This window comes from Conexibacter sp. CPCC 205762, assembly GCF_030646155.1.
Classification (GTDB): Bacteria; Actinomycetota; Thermoleophilia; order Solirubrobacterales; family Solirubrobacteraceae; genus Conexibacter.
Map to the genome: position 1 here is coordinate 157,462 of NZ_JAUTDN010000002.1, position 19,937 is coordinate 177,398.

At 72.2% G+C, this 19,937-nt stretch carries 15 protein-coding genes; 6 read left to right on the plus strand and 9 right to left on the minus strand.

Features of this window, described 5'->3' with window-relative positions; all coding sequences use genetic code 11:
* Positions 1-94: 94 nt before the first annotated feature.
* On the plus strand, positions 95-1,567 hold the full coding sequence (locus tag Q7L73_RS02890) for a hypothetical protein (protein ID WP_304686000.1): 1,473 nt from the start codon (positions 95-97) through the stop codon (positions 1,565-1,567).
* Here the strand turns inward: Q7L73_RS02890 and Q7L73_RS02895 are convergent.
* The 3 genes from Q7L73_RS02895 to Q7L73_RS02905 all read right to left on the minus strand — a co-directional run bounded on the left by Q7L73_RS02895 (position 1,512) and on the right by Q7L73_RS02905 (position 6,605).
* Complete coding sequence (locus Q7L73_RS02895) at positions 1,512-4,373, minus strand: glycosyltransferase family 4 protein (protein WP_304686005.1); 2,862 nt, start codon at positions 4,371-4,373, stop codon at positions 1,512-1,514. The genes Q7L73_RS02890 and Q7L73_RS02895 overlap by 56 nt on opposite strands.
* Before the next feature lie 76 nt (positions 4,374-4,449).
* The gene (locus Q7L73_RS02900; RefSeq protein WP_304686011.1) at positions 4,450-5,334 is read right to left on the minus strand and encodes an ABC transporter permease; all 885 of its coding nucleotides are present in this window, start codon (positions 5,332-5,334) and stop codon (positions 4,450-4,452) included.
* Positions 5,331-6,605 (minus strand): ABC transporter ATP-binding protein, encoded by a 1,275-nt coding sequence (locus Q7L73_RS02905; RefSeq protein WP_304686013.1) that lies wholly within the window; start codon positions 6,603-6,605, stop codon positions 5,331-5,333. The genes Q7L73_RS02900 and Q7L73_RS02905 overlap by 4 nt, the downstream gene beginning before the upstream one ends.
* Before the next feature lie 58 nt (positions 6,606-6,663).
* Here Q7L73_RS02905 and Q7L73_RS02910 point away from each other — a divergent pair, with 58 nt between their 5' ends.
* The gene (locus Q7L73_RS02910; RefSeq protein ID WP_304686020.1) at positions 6,664-7,668 is read left to right on the plus strand and encodes a heme A synthase; all 1,005 of its coding nucleotides are present in this window, start codon (positions 6,664-6,666) and stop codon (positions 7,666-7,668) included.
* A gap of 26 nt (positions 7,669-7,694) precedes the next feature.
* Here Q7L73_RS02910 and Q7L73_RS02915 read toward each other — a convergent pair whose 3' ends face one another.
* Positions 7,695-8,309: a class I SAM-dependent methyltransferase gene (locus Q7L73_RS02915; RefSeq protein WP_304686023.1), complete on the minus strand. Its 615-nt coding sequence runs from the start codon at positions 8,307-8,309 to the stop codon at positions 7,695-7,697.
* Positions 8,310-8,439: 130 nt separating this feature from the next.
* Here Q7L73_RS02915 and Q7L73_RS02920 point away from each other — a divergent pair, with 130 nt between their 5' ends.
* A complete protein-coding gene (locus Q7L73_RS02920; protein WP_304686026.1) occupies positions 8,440-9,204 on the plus strand; it encodes a response regulator transcription factor in 765 nt (254 codons plus the stop codon).
* 1 nt (position 9,205) lies between these two features.
* On the opposite strand, the gene Q7L73_RS02925 is transcribed toward Q7L73_RS02920, so the two are convergent.
* Positions 9,206-10,450 carry an ATP-binding protein gene (locus Q7L73_RS02925; RefSeq protein WP_304686030.1) on the minus strand — a complete coding sequence of 415 codons (1,245 nt, stop codon included), beginning with the start codon at positions 10,448-10,450 and terminating at the stop codon, positions 9,206-9,208.
* A gap of 132 nt (positions 10,451-10,582) precedes the next feature.
* On the opposite strand from Q7L73_RS02925, the gene Q7L73_RS02930 reads away from it, so the two are divergent.
* Both Q7L73_RS02930 and Q7L73_RS02935 read left to right on the plus strand, forming a co-directional pair.
* On the plus strand, positions 10,583-12,022 hold the full coding sequence (locus Q7L73_RS02930; protein WP_304686031.1) for a sensor histidine kinase KdpD: 1,440 nt from the start codon (positions 10,583-10,585) through the stop codon (positions 12,020-12,022).
* Positions 12,023-12,083: 61 nt separating this feature from the next.
* Entirely contained in the window at positions 12,084-14,138 is a 2,055-nt protein-coding gene (locus Q7L73_RS02935) for a hypothetical protein (protein WP_304686034.1), read from the plus strand.
* On the opposite strand, the gene ftsH is transcribed toward Q7L73_RS02935, so the two are convergent.
* Both ftsH and Q7L73_RS02945 read right to left on the minus strand, forming a co-directional pair.
* Positions 14,135-16,309, minus strand: a complete 2,175-nt coding sequence (gene ftsH, locus Q7L73_RS02940) for an ATP-dependent zinc metalloprotease FtsH (protein WP_304686036.1) — start codon at positions 16,307-16,309, stop codon at positions 14,135-14,137. The genes Q7L73_RS02935 and ftsH overlap by 4 nt on opposite strands.
* 99 nt (positions 16,310-16,408) lie before the next feature.
* Positions 16,409-17,533 carry a hypothetical protein gene (locus Q7L73_RS02945; RefSeq protein ID WP_304686038.1) on the minus strand — a complete coding sequence of 375 codons (1,125 nt, stop codon included), beginning with the start codon at positions 17,531-17,533 and terminating at the stop codon, positions 16,409-16,411.
* Between the two features lie 160 nt (positions 17,534-17,693).
* Between Q7L73_RS02945 and Q7L73_RS02950 the strand changes: the two genes are divergently transcribed.
* Positions 17,694-18,086 (plus strand): cupin domain-containing protein, encoded by a 393-nt coding sequence (locus Q7L73_RS02950; protein ID WP_304686044.1) that lies wholly within the window; start codon positions 17,694-17,696, stop codon positions 18,084-18,086.
* A gap of 50 nt (positions 18,087-18,136) precedes the next feature.
* On the opposite strand, the gene Q7L73_RS02955 is transcribed toward Q7L73_RS02950, so the two are convergent.
* Together Q7L73_RS02955 and Q7L73_RS02960 are read right to left on the minus strand one after the other, a co-directional pair.
* Positions 18,137-19,387, minus strand: a complete 1,251-nt coding sequence (locus Q7L73_RS02955) for an MFS transporter (RefSeq protein ID WP_304686592.1) — start codon at positions 19,385-19,387, stop codon at positions 18,137-18,139.
* Entirely contained in the window at positions 19,384-19,845 is a 462-nt protein-coding gene (locus Q7L73_RS02960) for a MarR family winged helix-turn-helix transcriptional regulator (protein ID WP_304686047.1), read from the minus strand. Before Q7L73_RS02960 ends, Q7L73_RS02955 begins: the two co-directional genes overlap by 4 nt.
* Positions 19,846-19,937: the final 92 nt, after the last annotated feature.

Genomic DNA, 19,937 nt, shown 5'->3' on the forward strand with positions numbered 1-19,937 from the left:
GGCGAAATCCGTTCGGTGGCGGTTTGCGCCGGAGATCGGCCGATCAGCGCCGGAACCCCGATCCGGGGGCCGCGGACCTATGATCCAGGAGTCGATGGGAGGGAACGCCGACAAGGGGGCGTCGCGCGCGGCGTCGTCGGACGTCCGCCAAAGGGTGGCCGCATACGCGATTCTCGCTGCGGGCATCGCGCTGCCGCTGCTCGTCTACTGGCCGGGCCTGCTCGACCCTGACGCCGTCGCGACGCTCGCGCAGGCGCGCAGCGGCTGGATCGGCGACCACCGCTCGGCGCTCGGCACGTGGGTCTGGCGCGAGGCGTGGCTGGCGCTCGGCGCGGGTCCCGGCTTCTTCTTCGTGCCGCAGATCGTCGCGTCCGTCGGCGGCCTCTACCTGGTGCTGCGCGCCGCGCTGCGGCGTGTCGCGGCTGCCGTTGCGACGGTCGTGACGCTGTGGTCGCCGTGGACGCTCGGCTTCGTCGGCTCGATCGGCCGTGACATGTGGTTCGTCTCCGCCTGCCTGCTCGCGCTGGGGCTGGCGATCGGCTCGCTGCGGTGGCCGCGGCGGGTCGCGATCGCGGCCGTGGCGGTCGGCTTCGCGCTGACGGTCGTCGCCACCGCCTCGCGCCAGAACGGCGTCACGGCGGTGCTGCCGATCGCGGTCGCACTGACGGTCGCGGCGGTGCGGCTGCTGCCGCAGGACAGCTCGATCGCGCGCCTGTCCGGCGTGCGCGCGGCGGTCGCGGCGGTCATGGCAGGTCTCGTCGTGACGGCCGCCGGGCTCGCCGTGACGGTCGCCGGCACCTCCGCCGTGACGAGAGTCGAGGAGCATCCGGAGGTCTACACGCAGGTGTGGGACCTCGGCTACATGACCGTCAAGCGGGGCGAGCGGATGATCCCGCCGCTGCCGAGAGCGATGCAGCCGGTGCAGACGGAGGCCGAGGTCGCCGAGCGCTGGAGCCCGACGACGTCGCTGTACATGCGCTTCGACCGCACCTTGACCAAGCTCCCCGAGCTGTATGACGAGGCGGCCGCGGAGACGCTCTCCGACGCGTGGCGGACCGCGATCGAGGAGCACCCGCTGCTCTACCTGCGCGGTCGCTTCGGCCTCTGGACGCGGCAGCTGGGGATCGGCGACACGCCGTGGCACACCTACATCGACGGGATGGCCGGGAATGAGTTCGGCTATGACGACACCGCGCTGCCCGGGCTCACGCAGGCAGCGGTCGACTACGCCCGCTTCTGGTCGGTCGACGGGGACGGCAACGGCTTCATCTACCGCGCCTGGCTGTTCCTGGGGCTGTGCGGCGCCGGGCTCGTCCTGCTCGCCCGCCGCTTCCCGCTCGCGGTGCGGATGATCGGACTGCTGGCGGCGGCCGGGATCACGTCGCAGCTCGGCCTCTTCCTGCTCGCGCCGTCGGTGCAGTGGCGCTATCAGCTGCTGACCGTCTACGCGGGGGCGGCCGTCGCCTGCGTGGTGGTGAAGGCGGTGGCGCGCGCCCGCGCCGGCGAGCCGGTCAGCGCCGCAGCTGGGCGCGCACGAAGCGCGCGCCTCGACCCGGCCATTGACTGATCGGCGGTCGCGCCGCCCGGCGCAACCGCCGGCGGGCCCGTTGCATCCCGCCGCCGCCCTGAGCCAGCTCGCGCTGCAGCTCGCCCTTCTGCTGCTCGTAGAGGGCGATCAGCTCGCGCTGCTCGCCGAGGTTGCGCTCGTAGATCGCGACCAGCTCGTTGAACTCGTCGATCCGCCGCTCGTAGGCCGCTTCCAGCTCGTCTCGGCCCCCGATCGCGGAGCGGATCGCGCGCTGGGTCCCGCTCAGCAGCGCCGGCAGGTCGGCGACGTCGTCGTCGAGCCGCTGCCGGAACGGCCGCAGGCGGCGGATCTGACCCTCGCCGGCGCCGACCGGCACCGGGATCTCGCCGTAGTGGCGGGCACGGAAGTCGCTCCAGCGGTCGTCGCGCAGCGTCGTCGCGAGCGGCTCCGGCAGGACGTCGAAGCGCAGGCCGGCGAGCGCCGCGCGCGCCAGCAGCTCCTCGTCGACGATCTCGTCCCAGGTGTCGGCCGCGTAGCCGCCGAGAGCGTCGAGCGCCGCGCGCCGGATCGCGTACGGGCCGACGCTCAGCGCCGGGTAGGCGGCGGCCGCGAGCGCAGGCCCGGGAGCCGGGACGAACGCGCGCAGATCGGCGGGGACGTCGTCGTCGCGGCCGGGCGCGGCGGCCGGGCCGGCGGTCTTGCGGGCCGCGTCGGGGTCTCGCGTGACGAGCGACAGCACGTCGCTCACGCCGGCCGCCATCGCGCTGCGCAGCCGTTCGACCAGCTGCGCGTCGGGCTCGTCGGCACCGCGCAGCACGATCAGCAGGTCGGCTCGCGCGGAGGCCGCGGCGTCACGGCGCGCGGGCCCGGTCTCGCGGCCGGCCGCCCGCACGATCTCGACGCCGTCGATCTGCGGCGTCTCCTGCTCGGGGTCGAGCATCGCGACGATCCGCTCCGGCGTCTGCTCCGCGCGCAGCAGCGCGGCGGCGATCCGGCGGACGTCCTCGGCGCTGGCGTCGACGATGCAGACCTCGGCGGTCGGCAACGCGACCGCAGCGGTGGCGGCGGCCGGTCGCGCGGTCGCGGCGACGGCGCGGTGCCAGCGGTCGTAGACGGCGTCGCATGCCTCTGCCGAGACGGCCGGCGAGACGCGGCCAGCCGGCTCGGCAGCCTTCCGGCGCAGCGCGTCGGCGAGCGCGCCGGCGTCGAACCGCTCCTCCGCTGCGCCGAAGGTCGGCGGCTCCAGCCCGACGGCGTCGCGCCAGCCGTCGAAGGTGGCGCCGGCGAGGTCTTCCGCGGCCACGATCTCGCCGGTGCCGCCGGCGCGCGAGGCGACGAACGGGATGCCGAGCGCGATCGCCTCGTAGACCGTGTTGGGCGAGTTGTCGACGAGCGAGGGGATCGCGACGACGCACGGCGCCTCGCGCAGGTAGGCGATCGCCTCGTCGTGACCGAGGCCGGGCAGGACCTTCCAGGCGAGATCGCCCCAGGCGCTCGCGCGACGGCTGATGAAGGCGGTCGACTCCTCGCCGAGCACGCGCTCGGGACGGCCGACGAAGGTGACCTGGTCGAACGGGCAGTCGCCGGCCACGAGCAGGTCGACGGCGTCGCAGAACGCCTCCAGGCCCTTGCGGGTCTCGAGGCGGCCGAAGAAGATCAGCTCGCTGGGCGTTCCGGCGGCGACGCCGCCAGACGGCTCGTGCGTCAGCTCCCGCACCGACTGCGGGCGGGCGTACGGCAGCACGAAGGTCCGCTCGGGCAGCTGCCAGCCGCGCTCGCGCATGTAGTCGACGAGGTACGAGCTGGGGCTGAGCACGACGTCGGCCCGCGCGACGCTGATCCGCTCCAGCCGCTCCATCACGAGCATCTCGAGGGTCTCCATCCCCTCGCGGTTGCACTCGGCGACCCAGCGCATCGAGGAGTGCGTGCCGATCACGAACTCGACGTCCGCGTAGGCGAGACCGAGCGCCTTCGCGGTCAGCGCGAACGCCCCGTGGCCGATCGCCTCCGGCAGATGGACGACGTCGAACGGCTTGGCGGCGTGCTCGCGCAGCAGCCAGCGATGGAACTCGTACGCGCGCCGCACGGCGTGGTGCGGATTGCGGACGGGGATGTCCCAGGGCGTCCCGAGCAGCGAGAAGCCGATGCCGGCCCGCCCGAATCTCTCCTGCCATTCCGGCAGGCGCTCGGCCTGCTTGCGTTCGAGCCAGCCGGTGAACAGGACCGTGACGTCGTTGCCGGCGGCGGCGAGCGAGTGCGCGAGCGAGTGGTAGGCGGTGCCGATCCCGCCGTTGCCGGTCGGGCCGGTGACCTCGTAGGAGGCGACGAGCACACGAGCCGGCGGCGGCTCGGCCGGTGCGGCGGCTATCGCGGCGTCCAGCGCGAGGCTCAACGGCCCTGTCTCGAGCGTCGCGGCGAGCGCGTCGCCCGGTCTGCACGCGATCAGCAGCGCGGCCTCGCGCCGCGGCGAGGCGGTCGTGCCGGCGCCGACGTGGATCAGCGTCGCGCTCGCGACCTGCCAGCCGTGCTCCGCCGCCTCGGCTCGTCTCGCAGCGACGGCGGCGAACGGCGATCCCCCACGGCCCTCGTCGAGCGCGACGACGATCCGGGCTTCGCCGAGCGCCGCCCAGTCGACGGCGGTCGTGACGACGAGCGACCCGGCAGGCGGCGTCGTCGACTCGTGCGCGATGTCGACGGCGAGCGGCGCGTCGAAGGCATACGGCGGGCTGCCGACGCTGAGGATCTCATCGCTCCCGGCTGCGGCCGCCAGTCGGCTGACGGCGAGTTGCAGGTTCGGGGGTGCGACGACGGTCGTCGACGTCCCCTGCACGGAGGACGAGGTCATGAACTGACCGCATCCTAAGCAATCGAGACGCCGAACGTCGGAACGTCAGCAGCGCGCGCCGCGTCCGCGACTCGATTCAGAGGTCCTCCGCGATCAGCGGCGCCTCTTTGTCGAAGTAGCGGTAGGCGACGACGACGAGGACGATGAGGATCACGAACGGCACCGCCGTCAGCGCCCAGTTGCCGCCCATCGCGCTGTGGAGGCTGGGGTGGCTGGGGTCGATGACGGCGTGGCGGAACTGCTGGATGACGGCGGCGAGCGGGTTGAGCAGCATCAGCCGCTCTATCGTCTTGTTCCCGATCACGTCGATCGTGTAGAAGATCGGCGTGCCGTAGAACATCATCTGCAGCAGCACCTCCCACACCGGTCTGATGTCGCGGTAGCGCACGTAGAGCGCCGACAGCAGCGTCGAGATGCCGGCCGCGAACAGCGCCAGCAGCGCCAGCAGGAAGGGGATCTCCAGCCAGCCCCAGTGGACGCTGCCGCCGTTGAGCAGCAGGAAGACGACGACCACGATCGTGTTGAGGCCGAGGTTCATCAGCGCCGTCATCACGACCGAGAGCGGGATCACGAGGCGCGGGAACTGGACCTTGCGCACGAGCGGCTCGCGGTCGACGAGGCTCGTCACCGCGGTCGAGGTCGCCTCCGACAGGAAGGTGAAGATGACGATGCCGCTCAGCAGCGCGACCGGGTAGTAGGCCGAGTCGCTGTTGAACTTGAGCACGTGCGTGAAGACGACGTAGAGCACGCCGAACAGCAGCAGCGGGCGCATCAGCTGCCACAGGTAGCCGAGCGCCGAGCCGAAGAAGCGCAGCTTGAACTCGGTGACGGCGAGCGTCCGCGTCAGGTTGAAGAAGCGTCTCGCGTCGACGCCGATCGCGACCGGCCCGGAGATGCGCGGGCCGCGCGCCGGCTGCGGCGCCGCGGGCGGCGCCGGCTCGGTCGGCGTCTCGACGCTCATCGCTCGACCTCGGGCTCGGCCGCGACGACCGGCTCGGCCGCCGCCGGCTGCGCGTCCGTGCGCTCGACCGCAGAGGCATAGGGCAGCTCCAGCAGCGCGCCGGAGGCGTGCGTGCCGGAGACGACGACGTCGACGAACTGCTCGCGCACGTCGAGCGAGGCGGTGCCGCCGCGCAGCGCGACGGCCGGCGTCGCGTCGTAGCGGCCGGGCGCGAGCACGTTCGTGAACTGGACGTGGAAGAGCGCCTCGTCGCCGGGCTCGAAGCGGCCGGTCTCGGCGTGCTGCCACTGCGTCGAGGCGGAGAAGACCTTGTCGTGCGCGGCGTTCTCGAGCGTGACGGCGAAGACCGGGTGATCGACCGCGCGCGTGAAGCGGACACGCGCCGCGAATCTGCAGTCGCGCTCCAGCTCGAGCATCGACGCTCTCGCGCCGGTCACGTCCTCGAACCACGCCTCGACGATCTCGGCGCCGCCGATGCCGGAGCGCAGCTCGTCGGAGGCGGCCGCGGCGGCCGCCTCGGGCCGCCCGAAGTTCAGCTCCAGGTACTCCATCCCGATCCGTCTCGGCTCGCCGGTCGAGACCATGTCGCCCTTGTGCAGCAGCACGGCGCGGTCGCAGAAGCGCTCGACGGCGCTCATGTCGTGCGTGACGAGGATCACCGTGCGGTTCTCGTCCTTCAGCCGGTAGAACTCGTCGAAGCACTTCTGCTGGAAGGCGGCGTCACCGACCGCGAGCACCTCGTCGACGAGCAGGATGTCGGCGTCGACGTGGATCATCACCGAGAAGGCCAGCCGCACGAGCATGCCGGAGGAGTAGTTCTTGATCTTCAGCGTCTCGAACTCGCGCAGCTCGGCGAAGTCGAGGATGCTGTCGTAGCGACGGCTCGCCTCGCGCGGGGAGAGGCCGAGCATCGTGCCGTTGATCAGCACGTTGTCGCGCGCCGGCAGGTCGGGGTTGAAGCCGACGCCCAGCTCGATGAAGGCGGACAGGCGTCCGTCTACGTAGATGCCGCCGTTGTCGACGCGGTAGATGCCGGCCATGCACTTCAACAACGTGCTCTTGCCGGATCCGTTGCGGCCGACGATGCCGAGGAACTCCCCGTGCGCGACGTCGAAGGAGACGTCTCTCAGCGCGACGAACTCGTGGAACGCCTTGCGCCGGAACGGATGGAGGGCTGTCTCCTTGAGCGTTTGGACTCGCTCGGTCGGGACGCGGAACGCCTTGGAGACGTTTTCCACGGCGACAGCAGCAGCTGCGCGGGTGCTCGACATCGACGTGAAAGGTACCGACATGGCGTCGCCGGCCCGTCTCCGTCATTCTTTGTCGGCCGTGTCCGACCGTCTGCCCACGTTCAGCCCCGAGCAGTTCCGCAAGCTCTCGTGGGTCGCGCTGTTCTTCCTCACCGTCGTCGTGCTGACCGGCGCGGCGGTGCGGCTGACCGGTTCCGGCCTCGGCTGCCCGGACTGGCCGCAGTGCCACGGGCAGGCCGTCCCGCCGCTCGGCTTCAACACCTTCGTCGAGTACGGCAACCGCGTCTTCTCGGCCTGCATCGGCGTCATCTCGCTGTTCGTCTGGTTCGCCGCCTGGCGCCGCCGGCCGTACCGGCGCGACCTCTTCCTCGTCAGCGGCTTCCTGCCGCTCGGCTGCCTCGCGCAGGGCGTGCTCGGCGGCTTCACGGTCAAGCACCACCTCGCGCCGGGCTTCGTGATGGCGCACTTCTGCCTCTCGATGCTGATCCTGATCGCCGCCGTCTGGCTGGTCTGGCGCGCGCGCTACGACGACGACGCCGAGCGCCCCCGCAGCGAGGACGCCTGGACCGTCTGGCTGGTGCGCTTCACCGCCGCGCTCGGCGGCATCGTGATCTTCGCCGGCACGCTCGCGACGGCTGCCGGCCCGCACCCCGGCGACAACGACGGCGAGCTGGTCCACCGGCTCGACTTCAAGGGCGCCGAGACGCTCGTCTGGCTGATCCACCGCCACGGCGTCGCCGCGACGACGCTCGGCCTCTGCGTGATCCTCGCCTGGTTCATGGCGCGCCGCCGCACGACCAACGCCCAGCTGGTCGAGGCGCTGACGCTCGCCGGCATCCTGATGGCGGCGCAGGGTCTCGTCGGCAGCGTCCAGTACGCGCTCAAGCTGCCGGCCGACTTCGTCTGGGTCCACGTCACGCTCGCGACGATCACCTGGATCGCGCTGCTGTGGACGGTCGGCGCCGCCGGCCGCGTCGGAACCCCGACCAACCGCTCCGACGACGGTCCCGACGGCGGCAACGGCCACGGCATGATCGGCGCCGAGTCGATCGCCGCGCCGGTGCCGGCCGCGGCCCGTCGCTAGCGGCGGGCCGGCCCTCCGTCCGGCGGCTACGTCCGGACGGCGACGAGCCGGTACGAGGAGGCGAGCGAGTGCACGTGGTTGGTGCTCGTCAGCGCCTTGCGCTTGATCACCGGGTAGGTCAGCCAGCGCAGCAGCCAGCCCTTCCAGCCCGGGAACGGCCGCAGCCACTCGATGAAGATCCAGCCGAGCGTCGAGTAGACCGAGTGGACGCCGGTCACCTCGCTCACCTCGAAGCCGTGGTCACGCGCGAGCGTCGCGAGGCCGTCGCTCGTGTAACGCTGGAAGTCGGTCGGGTCGAGGTGCTCGGGCTGCATGAACGGGACGCAGAGGTAGAGCACGCCGCCGGGACGCAGCACGCGGTGGAACTCCGTCACGACCTCGTGCGGGTTCTCGACGTGCTCGAGCACGGCATTGCAGATGATCGCGTCGAAGTGGCCGTCGTCGAACGGGATCTCGTGCAGCGGCGAGTAGACGTCGATGTTCTCGTTGTGGAGACCGGTCTCGATGTCCTGGTTGGTGAGCGTCCCCGGGATCGCGGCGGAGATGTCGCGATGGCCCGCGCCGGCGTTGAGCACCTGGCCGTCGAGCAGATGCTCGTAGCCGTCCAGCTCGCGCTCCAGCGGAGGGAAGAGGTCGCCCACCTCGAGGCGAGGCTCTTTGGCGCGTAAACGCTCAAACCATCGGTTCATCGTCGGGCGACGATACTGCACATGAATACCTGGTCGTCGGAAGCGAAAAAGCCGTGCCGGCGATCATCTAGCATCGAGAACGATGCAGCCGGACGATCCGCCTCGCGGCGGCAACGGGTCGACGCCGTGGCACGACGGCCCTGACACCTCCCTCACGATCCTCGTCGTCGACGACGAGTCGGACCTGCGCGACCTGCTGACGCGCTCCTTCTCGCGCGAAGGCCATCGCGTGCAGGCGGTCGCCGACGGGCGCACCGCGATCGAGCTGGCCTCGACCGAGCCGTTCGACGTCGTCCTGCTCGACGTCGCGCTCGGCCCCGGCCCCGACGGCTACGAGGTGACGCGCTCGCTGCGCGCGCGCCGGAACGTCGTCCCGATCATCATGCTGACCGCGCTCGACAGCGAGGCCGACGCCGTGCTCGGGCTCGAGGCCGGCGCCGACGACTACGTCACCAAGCCGTTCGGGCTGGCCGAGCTGCGCAGCCGCATCCGCGCCGTGCTGCGGCGCGCCCGCGCGCAGGCGCCCGCGCCCGGCGGCGACGCCGACGTCGTCACCGTCGGCCCGATCCAGCTCGACAAGGCGCGCCGCGAGGTGCGCATGAACGGCGAGCCGGTCCACGTCACCTTCTCCGAGTTCGAGCTGCTCGGCGCGCTGATGAACGACCCGGGGCGGCTGCGCAACCGCCAGGAGCTGCTGCGCGCGATCTGGGGCGACAGCGCCTACCGCGACCCGCGCGCGATCGACGTGCACGTGCGCCACCTGCGCGAGAAGCTCGAGCCCGAGCCCGACCACCCGCGCCACATCGTCACCGTCCGCGGCGCGGGCTACCGGCTGCAGGCCGGCTGAGTCAGCTCCACAGGCCGCTGACCGGAACGGCGGTGAGGCGGTCCCCGAACGGCAGCGTCGCCGCTCCGGTGTAGAGCACCACGCCGGCCGTGAAGCGGTCGCCCAGCCTGTCGCGCAGGTTGCGCAGCCCGCGGAAGTCGGCCGCCGACACGGTCGCGGCGGCCTTGACCTCGACGCCCGCGACCTCGCCGCTGCGGCGCTCCAGCACGACGTCGACCTCGCCCTGCTTCTGATCGCGGTAGTGGAACAGCTGCGCCGGCTGCTGCGACCAGTCGTTGAGCCGCACGAGCTCCATCGCGGCGAAGCTCTCCAGCAGCGGCCCGGCGACCTCGGGATCGTCGGCGATCCGCTGCTCGTCGGCGCCGCGCAGGAACGCCAGCAGGCCGCTGTCGGCCACGTGCAGCTTCGGGCTCTTGACCTGGCGAGGCCCGACGTTGACGTGCCACGACTGCAGCCGGCGGACGAGGAACAGGCGCTCGAGGATCTCGGTGTGCGCTCTGGCGGTCTTCGCATCGACGCCGAGGTCGGTCGCGAGGCCGTGGAACGTGGCGAGCGCCCCGGCCCGCGCGGCGATCGCGTACAGCAGGCGCTCGACGTTGCCGGGATCGTGGACGTCGGCGACGTCCTCCAGGTCACGCCCGATGATCGACGCGACGTAGCTGGAGAAGAAGCGCGCGCTGCCGCGGGCGCTGCGCACCTCCAGCAGCTCGGGAAAGCCGCCGGTCGCGAGCAGCGCCGCGAGCGGCCCGCGTCCGATCGGCGCGTCCGACAGCTGCGGAAGGTCGTTCTCGAACAGCGCGTCGACGAAGCGCCCGTCGCCGCCGTGCAGCTCCGCCTGGGCGAGCGGCCACAGCTGCACATAGTCGATCCGGCCGGGCAGCGCGTCGGCCACGGTCGGCAGCGTCAGCAGGTCCGCCGACCCCGTCAGCAGGAACTGCCCTCGCGCGGGATCGCGATCGAGCCGCTCCTTGATCGCGAGCAGCAGGTTCGGAGCGCGCTGGATCTCGTCGATCACCACGGAGCCGGGCAGTGCCGCGACGAACCCCTGCGGATCAGTGCGCGCAGCGGTCGCGGTCGCCTCGACGTCGAGCGTGACGAAGCGCGCCGGATGCTCGTGGGCGGCGATCGATCTCGCGAGCGTGCTCTTGCCGACCTGGCGTGCGCCGAGCAGGGCGACGGCCCGGCTCTCGCGCAGCGCTTCGAGCAGGATTGGCCGCAGCCGCCGTTCGATGCGAAGATCGGACATCGCCGGCAGTCTAGGACAGATTGGGAAAATCAACAGGGACAGATTAGGAAAATACCCTGGGACAGATTGGGAAAATCAACAGGGACAGATTGGGAAAATACCCTGAGACGGATTGGAAATGACGGGCGCCGCGTGAACATCGGCGCGCTCGGCCTGCGCGGGCGGATCGTCGGCGCGCTCGTGCTGACGGCGGCGGTGACGCTCGCCGTGGCCGCGCTCGGCCTGCTCGGACCGCTCGAACGGCGGCTGCAGCACGCGGAGCTCGACGGCCTCGTCCAGAAGGTCAGAGAGACGAGAGACGCCTTCGGCGGGCTGACCGATCGGCAGACGGCGATCGGCTCCAACGCGCTCTCGCAGATCGGCCTCGCGCTCGTGCGCAGCAGCGGCACGCAGGAGATCTACCTGCTCGACAGCGCGCACGCGCTGCGGCTCAACATGACCGACCCGGCGACCGCCGCCGGCGACCGCTTCGACGACGTGCCGGAGGCGTTCGCGCAGCGCCGCCTGGTCTCCTCGGTCGGCACCTCCGACGGCGACGAGGTCGTGCGCGTCGCGATGCCGGTGACGATCGACGGCGAGCGCTACGTGCTGGCCGCGCGCAAGCCGATCAGCGAGGTGCGCGACGCCGTCGCGGTCGTCCGCCGCGCCTTCCTGACGGCGGCGCTGAGCGGCCTCGCGATCGCGCTGCTGCTGGGGCTCGGCTTCGCCGCGACGCTCGTGCGGCGGCTGCGCAGGCTGCGCGACGCGACCGTGCGGCTGGCAGAGCACGGGCCGGTCGAGGAGGTCCCCGCCGACCGCAACCGCGACGAGGTCGGCGACCTCACGCGCGCCTTCGCGCGGATGCAGCAGCGGCTGCACCAGCAGGAGGAGGCGCGCCGCGCCTTCGTCTCGACCGCCTCGCACGAGCTGCGCACGCCGGTCGCCTCGCTGCGCGGGATGCTGGAGCTGCTCGCCGACGAGCTGGAGCACGGCGAGGTCTCCTCCGAGCAGGCGCGCGAGCAGGTCACGAAGGCGCTCGCGCAGTCGCGCCGGCTCGGCCGTCTCGCCGCCGACCTGCTCGACCTCAGCCGGATCGACGCCGAGGTCGCGCTGCGCAGCGAGCCGGTCGAGCTGCGCGAGCTGTCGCGCGCCGTGATCGCCGAGTTCGAGCTGGGCGCGCCGGCGGCCGAGGGCCGCACCGTGCCGCGGCTCGCCGACGGCAGCGACGAGGTCTGGGTCCGCGCCGACCCGAGCGCGATCGCGCAGATCCTGCGGATCCTGTTCGACAACGCCGTCCGCGCCAGCCCGCCGGGCGAGCCGGTCGAGGTGCGCGTCGCGGCGGGCGTCGTCGGCGGCCACGCGCTGCTGTCGGTCGCCGACGCCGGGCCGGGCGTCCCGGAGGAGGAGCGCGAGCGCGTCTTCCAGCGCTTCGCGCGCGGCAGCGGCGCCAACGGCGCCGGCTTCGGCCTCGGGCTCGCGATCGGGCGCGAGCTGGCCGAGCGGATGGGCGGATCGCTCGTGCTCGAGCGCGACGACGCGCCGGGCGCGACCTTCACCCTGCGGCTGCCGCCGTCCGACGAGCACGAGCCCTGACACGCCCCATGGCGGGCGTCGTGCGCGCCCGCCGCTGCGCCGATCTCTACCCTCTCTGCTGATGCAGCCGAGCCGTCTCCGCCTGCGCGCGCTCCTGCTGCTCGCCTTCGCCGCCTGTCTCGCCTGCTGCGCCGCCGCGCTGCCGGCGCGCGCGGCCGCGGAGTCGAGCGCGGTGCTGGCGCTGCTGCCGCTGGCCCCCGACACCCCGGCCGGCGTCGAGCCGCTGCCGGACACCGACCCGCCCGGCGGCGACACCGGCCTGCCCGAGGTGCTCGGCATCCTCGCCGGCCACCCGGAGCTGGCGCTCGGCGCGCTGTCGGCGACCCAGTCGGGCTACAGCCAGACGCAGGCGCTGCTCGACATCACGGCCGGCACGCGCACCTCGCGCAGCACGTACACGCCGAAGGACCCGCCCGACCTGCGCTTCACGCGCGGCGACGGCGACAGCGGCCTGATCGTCAACTGGATCGCCGCCCTGCTGCGCGCCGACACGGCGCCCGCCGACATCACGCCCGGTCTGCTCGCCAGCTCGGTCCCCGGCGGCGTCGGCTTCGTCGGCATCCGCGGCAACCCGAACCTGGAGGCGATCGCCGCCAGCGACAGAGACGGCCAGATCGCCAGCGTCTCGATCGGCTCGCCGCTGACGGTCGCGCAGCGGACGCGCGAGCTGCTCAGACGCCACCGCTTCGTCGTCGCGCTGCTGCCGCCCGCGACCGCCGGCGACGACCAGCTCGACCAGCTGATCGCCGACCGCGCCGACGACGAGCTGCTGATCGCCGAGCAGGCGCCGCCGCCGTTCCGCGGCCCGCAGCTGCTGTGGGCGGGGATGGCCGGCCTCAGAGACGGCCACGGCACCAGCTTCAGCTCGGCGACGACCCACCTCGACGGCGTCGCCGCCGGCATCGACCTGCTGCCGACGATCCTCGACCACCTCGGCGTCAGAACGCCCGACGGCGTCACCGGCCAGCCGATCAGGCTCTCCGGCGACGTCGACGCGCAGACGCTGAACGCGCTCGACGAGCGCCTCAGCGTGATCCAGGCGCGCCGCATGCCGGCGCTGCAGACCTTCCTCTTCGCCTGGCTGGCGATCATCCTGCTGGCGGGGATCGTGCGCGACCGCGTCGGCGTTCGCTTCGGGCTGCGGCTCGGCGGGCTGGCGATGATGTGGCTGCCGGCGATGGTGCTGGTGTCGGCCGCGTTGGAGCCGTCGCGCCAGGGCGAGCTGTTCGTGATCGCCGGCGGCTCGTTCGCGCTCGCGCTGATAACGGATCGGCTGGTCCGCTGGCCGCGCGCCGCGGCCGTGCCGACGACCGTCGGCCTGCTCTTCTACCTCGTCGACCTCGCCAACCACTCGCATCTGATCATCCGCTCGCTGCTCGGCCCCAGCCCGCGCTCGGGCTCGCGCTTCTACGGCCTCGGCAACGAGCTGGAGATCGTGCTGACGGTGATGCTGCTGATCGCGGTCGCGGCCTGGTGGCGCAGACGCGAGCGCTCGCGCGGCGGCGCCGTCGCGTTCGCGGCCGCCGGCACGGTGCTCGCGCTGGTGATGGGCTCCGGCAGGCTCGGCGCGGACGTCGGCGGCATCTTCACGGTCGCCGGCGGCGCCGCCGTCGCGACGCTGCTGATGCTGCCGGGCGGGATCACCAAGAAGGCGCTGCTGGGCGCGCTGCTGACGCCGGTCGTCGGTCTCGCCGTGCTCGCCGCGATCGACCTCGTGACCGGCGGCAACGGCCACTTCACGCGCACGGTGCTGGACGGCTCGCTGGCGGATCAGGTCAACACGTTCGAACGCCGCTACGAGCTCGCCTGGAACATCCTCAAGAGCGGCTACGGGCCGCTGCTGGTGGCGCTCTGCGCGCTCGCGGTCACCTACGCCGTCAAGCACCGTCAGCGCATCTACGGCGGCGTCGAGACCGACCCGCTCTGGCGCGCGGCGCTGCTGGGCGGGCTCGGCGCCTCGATCTCCGGCTCGCTCTTCAACGACTCCGGCCCGACGCTGCTGTTCATCGGCGTCGTCGCGCTCGTCTTCCTCACGACCTACCTGCGGGCCGGCCCGGACGGGCCGGCCGCGAGCGGGCCGACGAGCGCGTCGCTCGCCGGCCAGCGCGAGCGCTAGGGCAGCTCGGGCCGTTCGAGCCCCTGCGGCAGGCCGTTGCCGGCCGGCGCGGAGGCGTCTCTCAGCTGCCCCGGGCGGTTGGCGTCCTTGTCGATGCCGGCGCCGTTGCCGTCGCCGTTGCGACGGGCCGGCGGCAGCTCTCTGCGCTCGGGCCGCTTGTCGGTCAGTCTCGCCGCCTCGTAGGCGTCGGCCTCGTCGAGCGTCTCTCTGTCGAGCAGCTCGGCGACGAGCGAGTCGAGGTTCTCGCGGTAGTCGCGCAGCAGCCTCGTGACCTCGTGATGGGCCGTGTCGACGATCCGCCGGACCTCCTCGTCGACCAGCCGCTGCGTCGACTCGGAGGTCTCCGAGACGCCCGGCAGCAGCATCCCGTTGCCCTCGGAGGCGAGCACGGCGATCGGGCCGATCGCGGGGCTCATGCCCCAGCGGCCGACCATCTGCCGCGCGATCCCGGTCAGCTGCTGGATGTCGGACTCGGCGCCGGTCGTGATGTCGCCGAAGACGACCTCCTCGGCGACGCGGCCGCCGAGCGCGACCTTGATCTTGCCGAGCAGGTAGCGCTCGTCGTAGTTGTACTTGTCGGCGTCGGGCGAGGAGAAGGTGACGCCGAGCGCCTGGCCGCGGGGGATGATCGAGACCTTGCGGACCGGGTCCGCGCCGGCCGTGAGCATCCCGACGACGGCATGCCCGGCCTCGTGGTAGGCGGTCCGCTTGCGGTCGTCGTCGCTCATCATCACCTTGCGCTCGGCACCGAGCACGACCTTCTCCAGCGCGTCGGTGAAGTCCGCGCCGGAGACTCTCGTGTGACCGCGGCGGGCGGCCAGCAGGGCGGCCTCGTTGACGAGGTTGGCGAGGTCGGCGCCGACCATGCCCGGCGTCGTCGAGGCGATCGCCTCGAGGTCGACGTCGCCGTCGAGCGGCACCGAGCGGGTGTGGACTCTGAGGATGTGCAGACGGCCGTTGCGGTCGGGCGCGGCGACGGTGACGCGCCGGTCGAAGCGGCCGGGGCGCAGCAGCGCCTGGTCGAGGATCTCCGGCCGGTTGGTCGCGGCGACGACGATCACGGAGGTCGTCGCCTCGAAGCCGTCCATCTCGGTCAGGATCTGGTTGAGAGTCTGCTCGCGCTCGTCGTTGCCGCCGAACGAGCCGCGGCCGCCGCCGCGGGCGCGGCCGATCGCGTCGAGCTCGTCGATGAAGATGATCGCGGGGGAGGCTTCCTTCGCCTGTCTGAAGAGGTCGCGGACGCGCGAGGCGCCGACGCCGACGATCATCTCGACGAACTCGGAGGCCGACATCGAGAAGAACGGCACGCCGGCCTCGCCGGCGACGGCGCGCGCCAGCAGCGTCTTGCCGGTGCCGGGCTGGCCGCTCAGCAGCACGCCCTTGGGGATCTTGCCGCCGAGCCGCTGGTACTTCTGCGGCGTCTTGAGGAAGTCGACGATCTCGTGCAGCTCGCTCTCGGCCTCGTCGATGCCGGCGACGTCTCTGAAGGTGACGCGCGAGTCGCCGCCCTCCGAGCGCCGCGCTCTCGAGCGGCCGAACGACATCATGCCGCCGCCGGCGCCGGCCATCCGCCGCGACAGCATCACGAACAGGAAGATGATCAGCAGCGCGGGGCCGAACGTCAGCAGGATCTGCACGACGATGTTGGGACCCTCGGGCGCCTTCGCGTTGATGACGACGTCGTTGTCCTGCAGCAGTCTGTCGAGCTGGTCGGAGTCGGCGAACAGCGGCACCTCGGTCGTGAACTTCTTCGAGGTGACGGAGCCGTCCTGGCCTCTCGCCGGGTAGGTGACGTCACTCTTGAAGTCACCCTGGATCGAGGAGCCCTCCGACGAGATCTCCTTGACGTTGCCGTCTCTGATCTCCTGCAGGAAGGTCGGGTTGTACGGCACCTTGACGCGCGTCGCGGGCGACAGCACGGCGTTGCCGAACCAGATGTTGACGGCGAACAGCGCGACGACGATCGCGACGATCCCCCACATGCCGCCGGGGAAGCGTGGCCGTCTGTAGCCGCCGGCGCGTCTCTGCGGCGGCGGTGCGCCGCGGCCGTCGGGCGCCGGCGTCACTCTCCAGCCGGGCGGGCGGGGCGGCGCTCTGGAATCGCCCTGGGGCGGCCGCTCGGAGGGGAGGCGATCGCCGGAGGAGCGGCGATCTTGGGGGTCTGCGGGCATCTTCGTGAGAATTCTGTCAGGCACGGCTACGTCATGGATAAAGGTCAACGTAGCGGGTCCGCCCCAACTCCCCTCTGAGCGTCAGCGCGTCATCTGCCGCTAGCGGGTGCCGCCGCCCACGCGCGCGAACGAGCCGGCGACGATCAGCGCGATGCCGGCGAGGCCCGATCTGTAGCCGCTGTCGGCGATCTGGCCGATCAGCTGGTCGCTGCCGCCTGAGCGTCTGAGCGCGACGCTGACGAGGCCGCCGGCTACGATCAGGCCGAGCCGGTCGCCGGCCGCCAGGCCGCTGCCGAGGACGGCGGCGCCGTTGATCAGCGTCGTCGAGTCGTTGCCGGGGTCGAAGCGCACGAGCCACAGTCTCGTGCCGGTGATCCAGCAGTTGTAGCCGCGCCGCCCGAGTCTCACGTAGTCGCTCTGGAGGGCGGTGAAGAGCGTGTACTCGGCGCTGGAGGAGACGTCGCCGACGTCGGCCCACGTCTCGACGCCTCTGCCCGTGTCGCTGAAGGCTCTCTTCCAGATCGCGCCGCCGTTTCTGTCGATCCCGACGATTCTTCTCGACACGATCGCGCAGGCGTCGTGGTCGGGGAAGCCGGGCGAGTCCCACAGCCCGCCGTCGCTGAGCGGGTTCTCGTCGGCCCGCTGCGCGTCGTCGAGCACGCTCGTGGTGAGCGCGATCGCGGCCGGCGCGTAATCCTGCCAGGTGAAGTTGTCGATCACCGTCGCGGAGCTGCTGGTGCCGTTGCCGACGCCGCCGCCGGCCGAGTTCATGTACACCTGATCGAGGTAGTCGGGGAACGGCGCCCCGCCGATCGTGACGACGTCGGTCCAGGTCGTCCCGTCGGGCGAGGTCGAGACGGTCACGCCGGAGGAGCGCAGCCGCACGCGCCGCCACTGGTGCGCGGAGGTGTAGGACGCTCTCGACCAGCTGCCGCCGTTGACGCGGTGGAAGAGCGTGCCGGCGGCGAACGTCAGCGAGACGATCTCGTCGCTGGCGGCGTTGTAGCCGACGAACCCGGGCCGGTCGCCCGCGGTCACCTGCCACACGATCTCGCGGAACAGGCCCGCGCCGAGCGGGAAGCTGCCGGTCAGGCCTCTGGCGCCGATCCATCTGCCGCCGGCCGCGATCGAGGCGGCGGAGCCGGTGAACGTGACGCCGCTGTTGGCATTCCAGAACGCGTTCGGCGTTCTCGAGGAGAAGGTGTCCGAGTAGAGGATCGCCATGGTTCCTAGATCACTCCCCACAGTGAGATGTCGTCCATCTGACAACCCTACGGCTTCCGATGCGCCAATCGGCCATTTCACAGTCAGAAGTGGTCTGAGGGGATCTGGGTCGTCGCGTTCTTCCAAGCTGCCGGCCGGTCGCGGGCGTAGCGTGCGCGCCATGACCACCGCAGCCAGCTACACCCACCTCAATCTGGAGACGGTCGCCGACGCCGCCGCCGCGAACGGCTTCGGCGAGTCGGGCAGCGCCCGCTTCGCGACCGGCGACCTCGAGGCCGAGCGGACCGGCCTCGCGATCCACCGGCTCAAGCCGGGCAGACGGCAGGCGTTCGGCCACCGCCACGACGCGGCCGAGGAGGTCTGCGTCGTCGTCGCCGGCAGCGGCCGCGTCAAGCTCGACGACGAGATCGTCGAGCTGCGCGAGCGCGACGCGCTGCGGATCGCGCCGGCCGTCGCGCGCCGCTTCGAGGCCGGCGACGCGGGCCTCGAATTCCTCGTCTTCGGCGCCCGCCACGAGGGCGACGGCGAGATCCTCAGAGAGTTCTGGACGTGAAATCTGCGCGCTGAGCGCTTGATTCCACTGAGAACGCTCGCCTTCCCTCCTCAAGCGGCGACGTGCTCGGGCCGGCCGAGCGGCACCTGCGCCGGCACCCCCGCGCGTGCGAAGGCGGCGCGCGCGGCGAGGCCGGCGGCGATCGCGACGAGGCCGCCGAGCGCGAACGCGGCGCGCGGGCCGGCGGCGTTCGCGAGCCAGCCCATCAGCGGCGCGCCGATCGGCGTCGAGCCGAGGAAGACGACCGAGTAGAGCGCCATCACGCGCCCGCGCATCGCGGGCGCGACGGCGAGCTGGAGGGCCGAGTTGACGCTCGCCGAGAAGGCGACGCTGGCGGCGCCGACCGGCACCAGCGCGACGACCGCCAGCAGCTCCGTCGGCGCGCTCGACAGCGCCAGCACGAGCGCGCCGAAGGCGAGCGCGGCCGAGACCAGCAGCGACGGCCGCACGCGGGCGCGCGAGCCGTTCGCGATCGCGCCGGCGATCGCGCCGACGCCCATCGCCGTCGTCAGCGTCGCGTAGACGCCGGCGTCGCCGTGGAAGGTGAAGTCGGCCAGCAGCGGCAGCAGGATCTGGAAGTTGAAGGTGAAGGTGCCGACGACGGCGGTCAGCGCCAGCGGTATCCACAGCTCCGGCGTCGCGCGCACGTAGCGCAGCGCGCTGCGCACCTGGCCGGGCGCGCGCTCGGTCACCGGCGTCGCGGTCAGCTGTGCGCGGTCCATCCGCTGCAGCGCGACGATCATCGCCAGGAACGAGACGGCGTTGACGGCGAAGCAGGGCGCGACGCCGACGGTCGTGATCAGCACGCCGGCGATCGCCGGCCCGATGATCCGCGCCGAGTTGATCAGCGCGCTGTTGAGGCTGACGGCGTTGAGGACTCGCTCGGGGCCGACCAGCTCGACCAGGAACGACTGCCGCGCCGGGTTGTCGATCGCCAGCACGAGGCCGCGCGCGAAGATCAGCAGGTAGAGCGCCCACAGCGTGATCGCGCCGCTCGCGGTCAGGCCGAACAGCGTCAGCGCGGGCAGCGCCATCGCCAGCTGCGTGAACGTCAGCAGGCGGCGCTTGGGCAGGCGGTCGGCGATCGCGCCGCCCCAGGCGCCGGCCAGCAGCATCGGCGCGAACTGCAGCGCCGCGGCGACGCCGACGGCGAAGCCGCTGCCCGTCAGCTTCAGCACCAGCCACGTCTCGGCGACCGTCTGCACCCAGGTGCCGGAGACGGAGACGACCTGGCCGAGGAAGTAGCGGCGGTAGTTGGGGATCCGCAGCGAGCTGAACGAGCGCCGCAGCGCGCCGCTCAGCCGCCCGCGCGTCGTGCCGGCGCGCTCGCCGGCTCCTCCAGCAGCCGCTCCAGCAGCTCGGCGGCCGCTGCCAGCGTCGCCTGCTCGGCCGGGGTCAGCGCCTTCAGCCGCTTCGCCAGGAACTCGCTCTTGCGCGAGCGGATCCGCTTCAGCAGCGCGCGCCCGTCGCTCGTGACCGCGACGAAGCAGACGCGGCCGTCGTCTGGGTCGGGGCTGCGCTCGACGAGCCCCTGCTGCTCCAGTCTGCCGACGATCCGCGTCGCCGTCGGGCGCTGGATCCGCTCCGTCTGCGCGAACGCGCTCGGCGTCAGCGGGCCGCAGCGGTCGATCGTCGCCAGCGCGGCGGTCAGCGTCGGCGACAGCTCGGGGCCGACGGCGCCGCTCTCCTGTCGCAGCCGCCGCGCCATGCGCGTCACGGCCAGTCGCAGCCGCGTGGCCAGTTCCGGGTCGGATGTCATGAAGGGAGTCCGTGAGAGGTGCTTCGCGTTGCTAGTTAGCGTTGCTAATCAGTTTAGCAAAGCAAAGGCGGCCTCTCGCGAGGCCGCCTTCT

Bases quoted from the DNA above. Each gene is read 5' to 3' on its own strand.
- Q7L73_RS02960 (WP_304686047.1), bottom strand. From the start codon at position 19,845: ATGACATCCGACCCGGAACTGGCCACGCGGCTGCGACTGGCCGTGACG.
- Q7L73_RS02920 (WP_304686026.1), top strand. From the start codon at position 8,440: ATGCAGCCGGACGATCCGCCTCGCGGCGGCAACGGGTCGACGCCGTGG.
- Q7L73_RS02890 (WP_304686000.1), top strand. From the start codon at position 95: ATGGGAGGGAACGCCGACAAGGGGGCGTCGCGCGCGGCGTCGTCGGAC.
- Q7L73_RS02950 (WP_304686044.1), top strand. From the start codon at position 17,694: ATGACCACCGCAGCCAGCTACACCCACCTCAATCTGGAGACGGTCGCC.
- ftsH (WP_304686036.1), bottom strand. From the start codon at position 16,309: ATGCCCGCAGACCCCCAAGATCGCCGCTCCTCCGGCGATCGCCTCCCC.
- Q7L73_RS02925 (WP_304686030.1), bottom strand. From the start codon at position 10,450: ATGTCCGATCTTCGCATCGAACGGCGGCTGCGGCCAATCCTGCTCGAA.
- Q7L73_RS02895 (WP_304686005.1), bottom strand. From the start codon at position 4,373: ATGACCTCGTCCTCCGTGCAGGGGACGTCGACGACCGTCGTCGCACCC.
- Q7L73_RS02945 (WP_304686038.1), bottom strand. From the start codon at position 17,533: ATGGCGATCCTCTACTCGGACACCTTCTCCTCGAGAACGCCGAACGCG.
- Q7L73_RS02935 (WP_304686034.1), top strand. From the start codon at position 12,084: ATGCAGCCGAGCCGTCTCCGCCTGCGCGCGCTCCTGCTGCTCGCCTTC.
- Q7L73_RS02900 (WP_304686011.1), bottom strand. From the start codon at position 5,334: ATGAGCGTCGAGACGCCGACCGAGCCGGCGCCGCCCGCGGCGCCGCAG.
- Q7L73_RS02905 (WP_304686013.1), bottom strand. From the start codon at position 6,605: ATGTCGAGCACCCGCGCAGCTGCTGCTGTCGCCGTGGAAAACGTCTCC.